The sequence below is a fragment of the Enterobacter sp. DSM 30060 genome, from assembly GCF_013375955.1.
GTDB lineage: Bacteria > Pseudomonadota > Gammaproteobacteria > Enterobacterales > Enterobacteriaceae > Enterobacter > Enterobacter intestinihominis.
Window position 1 is genome coordinate 1432890 of sequence record NZ_CP056118.1, and the last position, 12592, is coordinate 1445481.

A 12592-nucleotide genomic window follows, 5' to 3' on the forward strand; every position below is an offset into this window, starting at 1 on the left:
CTTTGACCGTTACGAACTGTTACCTCATTACAATTTATTAAGTGGATCTATATTTATAAGCCCGCAACGCTGAAGAGCATCGTAGGTATTTTTCTTTTCAGCTGTTCTGTTGATAACAAGATCGTGGTCAAGAGACAGTATTTTCTCGTCGAAATTGCGCAAAACCTCGTCTATTTTTCCTACGAATTCCTTGTGCTGTGGCCTGTCTATATCCCCAGGGATCAAAGACTTTAGGGACTTCTCTGCCATGATTTTAGCCGAAGCATCACCCTCATTAGATGCAGAGAGCCATTTAGCTTCCTCATCTTCAGTCGCGGCCCCGGGAGTGGAGTATCCTTATATTCCTCCGTATGACTCACGAGTACCGGTACAGAGGCCGACAAGACTGCGCCAGTGATGATTTCATTGCCGCTACCGATAACCTTTAATTGTGCCCCCCGATAAATCATCTGAGCCAATCCAATATTGCCTTTAGATAAAATGAATAATTTTTCGTTTGACTCATCATTTAATGGAGTTTCAACATTTGTCCATTGTAATGGCCATAAATAATGAATAAACGATTGCCAGTCTTGTGAATCGTATCTAACATTCTTAATTTTCATGTAACCACCAGACTCTGCCCGCCTGGCAATTCTCATTTTCTTTGTCAGCGTCTCGTCAAAAGGATGATTTCCACAAAAAACCATAGATACCCCCATGGAATCTACAATTTCATGTAAAAAATCAATCAACTTACTCTCACCCCCGGTTCTTGAAAATTTAAGCCTCTGCATTTCATCAATAACAAGGATACCCAAAAATGATGATTTAATTCTTTGTGCAATCTGGCGAGCCAGAGCACCATTTCTAATCTCAGGTGTAGTTCGTTCAATACCAATTGCATCATCTAATTTTTGTAAAATCTCTTCACAAAGGTCTCTCACACTTGAATTGTATGGACAATTAATCTTTACCCATACAATTTGCTTACTGAAGCCGGGAAAAACTCCTTTATAGCTGCTGTGTTCTATAATCTGAGGGAAATGATCCATGACTTGCTCAATCATGGTAGTTTTTCCAGAACCACTCATTCCAACTATCGTAATAGTTTCAGCCTGGGATTTAAAATATCCACTTTCTGGCTCAATATCAGGACGCTCATTTCCATAGTAATGAAGATATTGAATTGTTCCGCTTTTTAAAGGATTACGAGCTGCATAGCTTTCCCTAAGTGCCCGTAAGATCATCTTATAAGCCTGGATAAGATTGGTTTGAGGGCAACGGAATTTCTTTATACGTTCGACATACTGCTCTCTAACATTCGCCGGGGCAGTCCAGCGGATTTTTTCGTCAATTTCGGGGAAATAACTCATTTCCAGAAGTACTTCATCTTCCGTAAGCGCTTCAGGAAGTGCTTCAATTAAGGGATTGCCACGATACTCAGGTAACTCCTGTTCTTTATATATCGCTGAAACGCGCCGTATAAGATTCATTATTCTGCGTCCTCAGTCTTCTTCTTACCTTTTAACCATCTTTGTTTCTCCTCCCGGCCAGGCAAAAGCAGAACATTACTGGATGAAGGAAGTAGGGGTTCAGATCTTCCATTAGCAACATGAGTTCGCCCTAATGAATCAAGTTCATTTTTCCTGTTCTTTTTAATATCTTTACCATGTACCCGGCGAGATTCGTATATTTCATTTAATCTTTCGTTACCTTTCCTGTTAAATTCATCTTTATTATTGATATTGCTGAGCGAATCCAGAGTAAATAAATTAATTTCTTTTTGAGTATCTACCCAATCAGCCATTACATCTGTATCAAGATGAGCTTTCCCTTTAAATACATCTCTTTTCTTAAGTAGGTAATGTTTTTTGAAAATGCTATTTTTGTCAAATCTTACATATATATAATCTACGCAATTGTCATCTATTCTTGCTTCACAAGTGGTTCTTCCAAATACTCTGACACCTGATGCAATTTCAGGATCACATTCATAAAAAAGATTATTGTACTGAATCCCACCGGCGGTAATGTTAGCGTTCACAGGGATTAACAATCGTGCGATCACTTCGTCGGCCCCAACGGCTCTTGCGCTGAATCTCCCGTGCTTTAAGCTTATCATCCAACTATTTTTTGGTGATATTACGAGATCATTTTCAATCAGTAAGGGATTGATATAAGCCAGTTCCTCATACGTTCTCTGATTATGTGCAAGTATCTCCCGAATCAGTAAAGACGTGACCTCCTGAATCGTTAAACAAGCCCTGGATTGCGGTGTTGGCTCTCCTTTAACAATCTTTCCCCTTCGTGTTGTTCCAATAAGCCTATGAATAACCTCATCATTCAGAATGCCGAAACAGCGTTCAACAATGCTTTTTCTGTCGCCTCTACCGACTGGCGCAAACTCAAGTTTTGTCAGGGGGGTCATCTCTTCCTGAGGTTTAAGACCAATCATCTCCCCGTTGTCACACATCAATGTTAATGGAATGTGAGAACAAGGCCAATCATCATCAGTAATAGAGATTCCAAATAATCTACAATATTCTTTTTTTGGCATAAAGCAATTTGCTAACGCTTGTCGGGCGGCTCGCCATGAAGCATGGTATAAAGAAACATGAAGGCCAACAATCATTCTTGTTGCACGATCCACCACTGTATAAATAGTAGGACGCCCAATGACTTTTCGTCTGTTTAAACTCGAAATAAGATGTACATCAGCGACAGTTGAGTCTATTTCGAAAACATCACCCGGCAAAACAGTTGTATTAGCCACACTACCTAAAAGCGCCCGCATTTTGAGGTCTATTTCTTTTTTCGTGTTCTTCTTATTTATCGAGAAATCTTTAGTGAAGAGTTTTTTATTCCAGTATGAAAATTGTTTTAAAGAAGGAACATATGGAGCTCTATTTTCTAGGTTTGCTGTTTTAATTTCATCCCTAAAATACAAATCAATATGTCTCTCTAATGTTTTCTTTATCGTATCTCCGTTAACTTTATAATGATACGTAATGAGAGATTTTCTAATATTATTTATATCTCTTTCATTAAGAATGAAAACACGTGATCGTTCATTAGGTAATGCTCTGTTTTTTTTGGAATTCCCAAGTTTAATTTCATGTTTGATTCTACTTTTCCCAGCGGCGCCACAGTTCGAGAATGCGGGTAGCAATGCATAAATATCCTGCCCATGTCGCCAATACAACGCCAGAAGCGTTCTGATAGTATATTGTGATATTTTTTTATTTCTTGAGTAATCCATTAAAAGGTGCGACTTTTTATGTAATGCATAGTCGAACAGAAACATTCTGTCATCTACAAGATCTTTAATGATATTGTAATTTTCATCTCGCCTTCCTCTGTCTTTATCTGTTAATTCTTTCTCATCTACTAACATATATGAAGGATATATATAATCTTTACAAGTTATGCTATTTGATTCAATATAATATTTAAACATTGAAAATGAGAAAGGGATTGGCTTACCCGTTCTTTCTGATTTTATTTTAAACAAAATTAACAAATCGACCTTTCTGTCAAAATCCAAAACACGGTAAAGTCCCTCTGCAAGCAAATCAGTGCCTTGAGAGAGCCAGACTGAATTCCTAATAATATCCATTTGCGTTCAGTCCTATATAGTGGTCATTGGAAATTATCTTTATCAGACCGGTTTCGAGTATTGGATATGATAAATCAACATTTATCATTTTTAATCCAATCATTGCCTGCAATAACATCATCGCTTCTTGTGCATCTACCCCAAAGATTGATGAAATCATTGCACGTAGTCCTACTATGGGATAAACATCTGGTTTAAGCTTCCATAGGATTTTATCAAGAGGATATTTATCATAAAATTCAGAACCATCTCTTAATACAGAAGTAGCCCAGCAAATGTTTTTACCGACGACGTTATTGAGTTCCGAGCCAACATAAATTTGAAACTCAACATCAATCAACTGCCAAAACATCCTCTCTATTTCAAGTTTTTGGGCTTCGCGTTCAGGTATGCTCTCGTTATGTTTTACTGCTATAGCTTTGTATCGAAGTCCGCCTTCAGGAGTTCTCAAGGTCAGTAAAAAATCGGTTGTCATAACATTCAGAACTTCGACAGGTACTCCTCTTACTCCCCTCACCATAGGATGTTGAAAATGTAGATGATTTGCTATTTGTTGGGTAAGCCGGAGAGGAAAGAGTGGGAATTGTTCCCGGATATCAATCACCGAGTCATTAAACTCAGCCAGATAGAAAAAGTTACTTTCGACAGAAGAAAGGAGATGATGGTTTCGAAACGTCTTAAGGCCAAAGACTATCGAACGGTTTCCACGGGATTTAACGTCCTGAGCTCTAAGCCAGGGCTGATAACTTTGGCCATAGCCCACTCCTATGCCGTCACCTAGCGCATTTTCATAATCCAAATAGGATTTGAGACGCCTACCCCTAGCCATGATCGTACCCTAAAAACGACATTGATACGTACCTATATGTGCATTTTATAGTCTCCAACCCTATAACCACACATTCAGTAAGTATACAACATTAGCGTCGTTTTTTGAGAATGGTTACAACTTTAGTGCTTTGTGTACAACTTTATTGTCCTCGGACATCAGCCAGCGCCTGCGCGCATGCCCAGGCACTGGCCCACGCCCACTGGAAGTTATACCCGCCGAGCCAGCCGGTCACGTCCATCACTTCACCAATGAAATAAAGACCCGGCACGTTGCGGGCTTCCATCGTGCGGGATGAGAGTTCGTGTGTATCCACGCCGCCCAGCGTCACTTCCGCCGTGCGGTAGCCTTCGGTGCCGTTTGGCTGCACGCGCCAGTTCGTCAGCGTCTCCACCAGCGTGTCCTGCTCGCGGCTGTTGAGCTGCTTAAGCGCAACATCCGGAATTTGCCCTAACACCTGCAAGCACTCCACGAGACGCTTCGGCAGCTGCATCGCCAGGGTATTTTTCAGGCTTTGATTCGGGTGCGCGGCGCGTTGCTCATTGAGGAAGGCGTCCAGATCGCAATCCGGCACCAGGTTTACGGAGACAAACTCCCCCGGCTGCCAGTAGCTGGAGATCTGCAATACCGCTGGCCCCGAGAGACCGCGATGGGTAAAGAGCAGGTTTTCGCGGAACACCGTGCCGTCTTCGGCCGTAATGACCGACGGCACAGACACGCCGGAGAGCGTCTGAAGCTGTTCCAGCAGCGGCTTATGCAGCGTGAACGGCACCAGCCCGGCGCGCGTGGGCAGTACCTTCAGGCCAAACTGCTCGGCGATTTTGTAGCCGAACGGTGAGGCACCCAGCCCCGGCATCGAGAGGCCGCCGCTGGCGATCACCAGGTTATCGGCGCTGACGGTTTCGCCGTTGAGTTGCAGCGTGTACCCTTGCTCGTTACGGGCGACGTCCAGCACTTCGGTGCGCAGGCGCATGACTACGCCGCCTTTCTCGCACTCGGCCACCAGCATATCCACGATTTGCTGGGCAGAGTCGTCGCAGAACAGCTGTCCCAGCGTCTTCTCATGCCACGCGATGCCGTGTTTACCCACCATTTCGATGAAATCCCACTGCGTGTAGCGCGCCAGCGCAGATTTACAAAAATGACGGTTCTGGCTCAAATAGGCCGCAGGCTCGACATAAAGATTAGTGAAATTGCAGCGCCCGCCACCGGACATCAGGATCTTGCGGCCAGGCTTTTTTCCGTTATCCAGCAGCAGCACACGACGACCCGCTTGTCCGGCCATTGCCGCACAAAACATACCCGCCGCACCGGCGCCAATTACTACGGCATCAAACCTTTCCACGTCAAAATCCTCTTCGTTAACTGCCGCGGATTGTAAAGTTTCCTCAGTGGTCGCACCAGCGTAAAAAGATATTACAAAGCCATTTCATTGATATTTAAAGATTATCTATTCAGGCACATTTCTCAAATCAGGTGGTATGTCAAAAAAAGTCTATATTTCACTTTGCCCGTTGCGCATTTGTCCTGGATAATGCGCCGCGTTCATGTCCTCAAAATGGCGTAACGTCCTATGCTACATTTGTTTGCCGGCCTGGATTTACATACCGGGCTTTTATTATTGCTTGCTCTGGTTTTTGTGCTGTTTTACGAAGCGATCAATGGCTTCCACGACACTGCAAACGCAGTTGCAACGGTTATCTACACTCGCGCAATGCGATCGCAGCTTGCGGTCGTTATGGCGGCGGTATTTAACTTTTTTGGTGTCCTCCTGGGCGGACTGAGCGTTGCCTATGCCATTGTGCATATGCTGCCAACGGATCTGCTGCTTAACGTGAGTTCCGGTCATGGCCTGGCCATGGTGTTCTCAATGCTGCTTGCTGCGATTATCTGGAACCTCGGTACCTGGTATTTCGGCCTGCCGGCATCCAGCTCTCACACCCTTATCGGCGCGATTATCGGTATCGGTTTAACTAACGCCCTGATGACCGGTACATCGGTTGTTGATGCGCTGAACCTTCCTAAAGTACTGGGTATTTTCGGCTCTCTGATCATCTCCCCTATCGTCGGTCTGGTGGTAGCGGGTGGATTGATTTTCATCCTGCGTCGCTACTGGAGCAACACGAAGAAACGTGCACGTATCCACCTGACGCCAGCAGAGCGTGAGAAGAAAGACGGCAAGAAAAAGCCGCCGTTCTGGACACGTATCGCGCTGATCATTTCCGCTATCGGCGTCGCCTTCTCTCATGGCGCGAACGATGGTCAGAAAGGTATCGGTCTGGTGATGCTGGTTCTGATTGGCGTCGCACCGGCAGGCTTCGTGGTTAACATGAACGCCTCTGGCTATGAGATCACCCGTACCCGTGATGCGGTAAACAACGTTGAGACTTACTTCCAGCAGCATCCTGATTTGCTGAAGAAAGCGACCGGCGTAGACCAGTTGATCCCTTCTCCTGACTCTGGCGCACTGACTGCACCGGGCGAGTTCCATTGCCACCCGGCAAACGCGATTAACGCGCTGGAACGTGCGAAAGGCATGCTGGCCGATATCGAAAGCTACGACAAACTGGCTGTAGAACAGCGTGGTCAGCTGCGTCGTATCATGCTCTGTATCTCCGACGTGACCGATAAAGTCGCGAAGCTGCCAGAGGTCAATGCTGACGATAAGCGTCTGCTGAAGAAACTGAAAGGCGATATGCTCAACACCATTGAGTACGCGCCAATCTGGATCATCATGGCGGTCGCGTTGGCGCTGGGTATCGGTACGATGATTGGCTGGCGTCGTGTGGCGACCACCATCGGTGAGAAGATCGGTAAGAAAGGCATGACCTATGCTCAGGGCATGTCCGCGCAGATGACGGCGGCAGTGTCTATCGGTCTGGCGAGCTACACCGGTATGCCAGTCTCCACCACCCACGTACTCTCTTCGTCCGTGGCAGGTACCATGATTGTTGACGGCGGCGGTTTGCAGCGTAAAACCGTGACCAACATTCTGATGGCCTGGGTGTTCACCCTCCCGGCGTCCATCCTGCTGTCTGGCGGTCTGTACTGGATTTCGCTGAAGCTAATTTAATCGGCTGAAGGCGACAAAAAAGCGGGTCAGGAAACTGGCCCGCTTTTTTTATGCTCAGTGCCATATCATCAGCGCAATCATACTCACCACAACCAGACCACACAGGGCGCTGGTCAAAATGAACTGACGACGCAGGCGCTCGCAGCGACGGATAAACTCTTCATCGTGGTGATCGCGGTAGCGCTGGTAGTAGATATACCCCACCAGACGCATCTGCTTGCTGGGCTGTCCGTGCGAGGTGAAGAACCCTCCACCGTCCACATATTGATAAAGCAACGGATCGCAACCACGAAGTACCACTAACAGCGCACGTAACGATGAGAAGTAGCGCGCCATATTCACTATGCAAACCACGCATAACGCCCAAAACAATGCGACGGTGCTAATCATACATCCTCCCCGGCGTCCACCCACGAAGCAAGGCTCCTGAGCTACCGCACCCCAATGCCCTGACAGACAGTTCAGTGAAAGAATGACTAAAAGTCGATCCGGTTCGCGTTTTAATATCCGAACGGCTCATTAAATAGTGTAGGAGATCCGTTAATTTTTTTGCCACAAGGTTAATCGTTATCAACACCAAAGCTTGAAAAATATGTTTAACTGGGCCGTAATGAAAGCATCAGACGACGGCTTTCCCATTTAGTCATCGATAACTTAAGGAAGGAGTAACACTATGGCTTACAAACACATTCTTATCGCGGTAGACCTCTCCCCGGAGAGTAAAGTGCTGGTTGATAAAGCAGTATCCATGGCACGTCCCTACAACGCGAAAGTTTCGCTGATTCATGTTGATGTGAATTACTCCGACCTCTACACCGGTCTGATCGACGTGAATCTCGGCGATATGCAGAAACGCATCTCCGAAGAGACTCACCACGCGCTGAGCGAGCTTTCTACCAACGCGGGCTATCCAATCACTGAAACCTTAAGCGGTAGCGGCGATCTGGGCCAGGTGCTGGTTGATGCGATTAAGAAATACGATATGGACCTGGTGGTATGCGGTCACCATCAGGACTTCTGGAGCAAACTGATGTCTTCCGCACGTCAGCTGATTAACACCGTACACGTGGATATGCTGATTGTTCCACTGCGTGACGAAGAAGACGAGTAAGTGCAAATAAGCCCGGTGGCGCTAACGCATACCGGGCCTACAAGCGGCACTGAATGTAGGCCGGGCAAGGCGAAGCCGCCACCCGGCTTTTTTTATTCCGGCGTACCTGAGTAGATATCAAAGCGATGCCCTTTGGTGGTCACCGCGTTAGTGGTCGCAACGTCCGCCAGCGGCGGCGCATAGTCAGGACGTTTCACCACCACCCGCTTCGTCGCCAGTTGACGAGCCGGCTCCAGCAGGCCATCGGCATCTAAATCTGGCCCCACCAGCGACTGAAACACCCGCATCTCTTTCTTCACCAGCGCGCTTTTCTGCTTATGCGGGAACATGGGGTCGAGATAAACCACCTGCGGGCGCGGGGTGATATCGGTCAGCGCCGTCAGGCTGGAGGCATGAATAAGTTGCAAACGTTCCTGTAACCACGAGCCGATTTCCAGGTCCGCATAGCCTCGCGTCAGCCCGTCGTCGAGCAGCGCGGCGACAACCGGATTACGCTCCAGCATCCGCACACGGCAGCCCACCGAGGCCAGCACAAACGCATCGCGCCCCAGCCCCGCCGTGGCGTCCACCACGTCCGGAAGATAGCTCCCTTTAATGCCAACCGCCTTGGCCACCGCTTCGCCGCGACCGCCGCCGAACTTACGCCGATGCGCCATCGCGCCGCCGACAAAATCGACAAAAATCCCGCCAAGCTTTGGCTCATCGCGCTTGCGCAGCTCCAGATGTTCCGGCGTCATCACCAGCGCCATCAGGTTCTTTTCATCATGTTCCAGCTCCCAGCGGGCCGCCAGAACAGATAAGGCGCCGTCACCGGCGCCTGTTTCATCTACTAAGCAGATCTTCACGTAGCAATCAGCCTTTGATTCCGTAATGCTCCAGCATCGCATCCAGCTGCGGCTCGCGGCCACGGAAGCGTTTGAACAGCTCCATAGGCTCTTCTGAACCGCCGCGGGTCAGGATGTTGTCGAGGAACGACTGACCGGTTTCGCGGTTGAAAATCCCCTCTTCTTCGAAGCGCGAGAAGGCATCCGCCGCCAGCACGTCGGCCCACAGGTAGCTGTAGTAGCCTGCGGCGTACCCGCCTGCGAAGATATGGCTGAACGCGTGCGGGAAGCGTCCCCAGGTCGGGCCTGGAATGACGGCAACCTGCTTTTTAATCTCAGCCAGGGTTTCGAGGATTTTCGCCCCCTGCTCCGGGCTGAACTCGGCGTGCAGGCGGAAGTCGAACAGGCCGAACTCCAGCTGACGCAGGATAAACATCGCCGCCTGGTAGTTTTTCGCCGCCAGCATTTTATCCAGCAGTTCTTTCGGCAGCGGTTCGCCCGTTTCGTAATGACCGGAGATAAACGCCAGCGCGTCCGGCTCCCAGCACCAGTTCTCCATAAACTGGCTTGGCAGCTCGACCGCATCCCATGGCACACCGCTGATACCGGCGACGCCAGCGGTTTCGATGCGGGTCAGCATGTGGTGCAGGCCGTGACCGAACTCGTGGAACAGGGTGATCACTTCATCGTGGGTAAACAGAGCAGGTTTGCCGCTCACCGGACGGTTGAAGTTACAGGTCAGGTAGGCAACAGGTTTTTGCAGGGAACCATCCGCTTTACGCATCTGGCCCACGCAGTCGTCCATCCACGCCCCACCGCGCTTGTTCTCACGCGCGTAGAGATCGAGATAGAAGCTGCCGCGCAGCTCGTTGTTCTCGTCATACAGCTCGAAGAAGCGCACGTCCGGATGCCAGACGTCGATGTCGGTACGCTCTTTCGCGGTAATGCCGTAGATGCGCTTCACTACCTCGAACAGACCGTTGACGGCTTTGTTTTCCGGGAAGTACGGACGCAGTTGTTCGTCGCTGATGCTGTAGAGGTGCTGTTTCTGTTTTTCGCTGTAGTATGCGATATCCCACGGCTGAAGCTCGTCCACGCCGAACTCCGCTTTTGCAAAGGCGCGCAGTTGGGCTAACTCTTTTTCACCCTGAGGACGGGCGCGTTTCGCCAGATCGGTCAGGAAGTCGAGCACCTGCTGTGGGTTCTCGGCCATTTTGGTGGCGAGGGATTTATCCGCGTAGCTGTCGAAGCCCAGCAGCTGTGCCAGCTCGTGGCGCAGGGAGAGGATCTCCGCCATCACCGGGCTGTTATCCCACTTACCGGCATTCGGCCCCTGATCGGAGGCGCGGGTGCTGTAGGCGCGGTACATCTCTTCGCGCAGGGCCTGGTTGTCGCAGTAGGTCATCACTGGCAGATAGCTTGGGATATCCAGCGTTAACAGGAAGCCTTCCTGCTCTTTCGCTTCGGCCTGGGCTTTTGCCGCCGCCAGCGCACTTTCCGGCATACCGGCCAGTTCGGATTCATCGGTAATCAGCTTCGTCCAGCCCATGGTGGCGTCGAGGACGTTGTTGCTGTACTGGTTGCCCAGCTCGGACAGGCGCGCGGCGATTTCGCCGTAGCGAACCTGTTTTTCTTTTGGCAGGCCAATCCCGGACAGTTCGAAATCACGCAGCGCGTTATCAACCGATTTTTTCTGCGCCGTGTTCAGTTCGGCATAATGGTCGCCGTCGCGCAGGTCGCGGTAGGCTTTGTAGAGCCCCTCGTGCTGGCCGACCCAGGTGCTGTACTCGGAGAGCAGCGGCAGGGTCTGTTCGTAGGCTTCGCGCAGCTCCGGGCTGTTTTTCACCGAGTTCAGGTGGCTCACCGGGGAGAAAATGCGCCCCAGCACGTCGTCCACTTCGGCCAGCGGCTGACACAGATTTTCCCAGGTGTACGGCGCGCCCTGCGCGACCACGTTCTCTACCGCCGCGCGGCAGTTTTCCAGCGACTGGGTAACGGCTGGAACCACATGCTCAGGGAGGATTTTAGAAAACGGTGGCAACGAAAAAGGCGTCAGTAATGGATTGGTCATAAACGCTGTCCTGTTGAAATAGATGAATGAAGCGCGCATCCGGCGCTGTGCATATTGTTTTCTGTAATGGGGTTAAGTGTAGAGGATTTCAATGCCGGAGGTTGTCGAAAAACGCCCTGTGGCGCTGCGCTTACCGGGCCTACGGGTAATCTGTGCCGTTCTGCTGTAAACTGTGGAAAATCGTCAATTCAGCGGAAAATCATTACCCATGCTCAGTTATCGCCACAGCTTCCACGCTGGCAACCACGCCGACGTCCTTAAACACACCGTTCAGAGCCTGATCATTGAAGCGCTTAAAGAGAAAGACAAGCCGTTTCTCTACCTGGACACCCACGCGGGGGCGGGCCGTTATCAGCTGAGCGGCGAACATGCCGAGCGTACCGGTGAATATCTGGAAGGCATCGCCCGTATCTGGCAGCAGGACGATCTGCCTGCCGAACTGGAGCCGTACATCGGCGTGGTGAATCATTTCAACCGCAACGGCCAGCTGCGCTATTACCCTGGCTCTCCGCTGATTGCCCGCCAGCTGCTGCGCGAGCAGGACAGCCTCCAGTTGACCGAGCTGCACCCAAGCGACTTCCCGCTGCTGCGCGCTGAGTTTCAGAAAGATAACCGCGCCCGCGTGGACAAAGCCGATGGCTACCAGCAGCTAAAAGCCAAACTACCGCCGGTTTCGCGTCGCGGCCTGGTGCTGATCGACCCGCCGTACGAAATCAAAACCGACTATCAGGCGGTGGTGGCCGGTATCAACGAAGGTTACAAACGCTTTGCGACCGGAACCTATGCCCTGTGGTATCCGGTAGTGCTACGCGCGCAAATTAAGCGCATGATCAAGGATCTGGAGGCGACCGGCATCCGCAAAATCCTGCAGATTGAGCTGGCGGTGCGCCCCGACAGCGACCAGCGCGGCATGACCGCGTCCGGCATGATTGTGATTAACCCGCCGTGGAAGCTCGAAGCGCAGATGAACAACGTGCTGCCGTGGCTGCACAAAACGCTGGTGCCAGCCGGTACGGGCCACGCCACCGTAAGCTGGATCGTGCCGGAGTAATCGCAGCCATCGGTGGAACCTATTGATTTCAGGTA

Annotated in this window: 9 protein-coding genes and 1 pseudogene; 3 read left to right on the plus strand and 7 right to left on the minus strand. The window is 50.0% G+C overall.

Annotation, left to right across the window (positions count from 1 at the left end; all coding sequences use genetic code 11):
* Positions 1–27: 27 nt before the first annotated feature.
* The 4 genes and pseudogenes from HWQ15_RS06890 to HWQ15_RS06905 form a co-directional block, all read right to left on the minus strand.
* Positions 28–1475, minus strand: a pseudogene (locus tag HWQ15_RS06890) (ATP-binding protein).
* The gene (locus HWQ15_RS06895) at positions 1475–3598 is read right to left on the minus strand and encodes a transposase (RefSeq protein WP_000351437.1); all 2124 of its coding nucleotides are present in this window, start codon (positions 3596–3598) and stop codon (positions 1475–1477) included. Before HWQ15_RS06895 ends, HWQ15_RS06890 begins: the two are co-directional and overlap by 1 nt.
* Positions 3585–4427, minus strand: coding sequence for a TnsA endonuclease N-terminal domain-containing protein (locus HWQ15_RS06900; protein WP_000090707.1), 843 nt, complete (start codon positions 4425–4427; stop codon positions 3585–3587). The genes HWQ15_RS06895 and HWQ15_RS06900 overlap by 14 nt, the downstream gene beginning before the upstream one ends.
* A gap of 142 nt (positions 4428–4569) precedes the next feature.
* Complete coding sequence (locus tag HWQ15_RS06905; RefSeq protein ID WP_063149598.1) at positions 4570–5772, minus strand: NAD(P)/FAD-dependent oxidoreductase; 1203 nt, start codon at positions 5770–5772, stop codon at positions 4570–4572.
* 228 nt (positions 5773–6000) lie between these two features.
* Between HWQ15_RS06905 and pitA the strand changes: the two genes are divergently transcribed.
* A complete protein-coding gene (gene pitA, locus HWQ15_RS06910) occupies positions 6001–7500 on the plus strand; it encodes an inorganic phosphate transporter PitA (protein WP_022649706.1) in 1500 nt (499 codons plus the stop codon).
* Positions 7501–7554: 54 nt separating this feature from the next.
* On the opposite strand, the gene uspB is transcribed toward pitA, so the two are convergent.
* On the minus strand, positions 7555–7890 hold the full coding sequence (uspB, locus tag HWQ15_RS06915; protein WP_003861224.1) for a universal stress protein UspB: 336 nt from the start codon (positions 7888–7890) through the stop codon (positions 7555–7557).
* 283 nt (positions 7891–8173) lie between these two features.
* Between uspB and uspA the strand changes: the two genes are divergently transcribed.
* The gene (gene uspA, locus HWQ15_RS06920; RefSeq protein WP_003861223.1) at positions 8174–8611 is read left to right on the plus strand and encodes a universal stress protein UspA; all 438 of its coding nucleotides are present in this window, start codon (positions 8174–8176) and stop codon (positions 8609–8611) included.
* A 92-nt stretch (positions 8612–8703) separates the two neighbouring features.
* Here uspA and rsmJ read toward each other — a convergent pair whose 3' ends face one another.
* Both rsmJ and prlC read right to left on the minus strand, forming a co-directional pair.
* Positions 8704–9456, minus strand: coding sequence for a 16S rRNA (guanine(1516)-N(2))-methyltransferase RsmJ (rsmJ, locus tag HWQ15_RS06925; RefSeq protein WP_048966516.1), 753 nt, complete (start codon positions 9454–9456; stop codon positions 8704–8706).
* A gap of 7 nt (positions 9457–9463) precedes the next feature.
* Entirely contained in the window at positions 9464–11506 is a 2043-nt protein-coding gene (prlC, locus tag HWQ15_RS06930) for an oligopeptidase A (protein WP_048966515.1), read from the minus strand.
* 208 nt (positions 11507–11714) lie between these two features.
* On the opposite strand from prlC, the gene HWQ15_RS06935 reads away from it, so the two are divergent.
* Positions 11715–12557, plus strand: coding sequence for a 23S rRNA (adenine(2030)-N(6))-methyltransferase RlmJ (locus tag HWQ15_RS06935; protein WP_022649709.1), 843 nt, complete (start codon positions 11715–11717; stop codon positions 12555–12557).
* Positions 12558–12592: the final 35 nt, after the last annotated feature.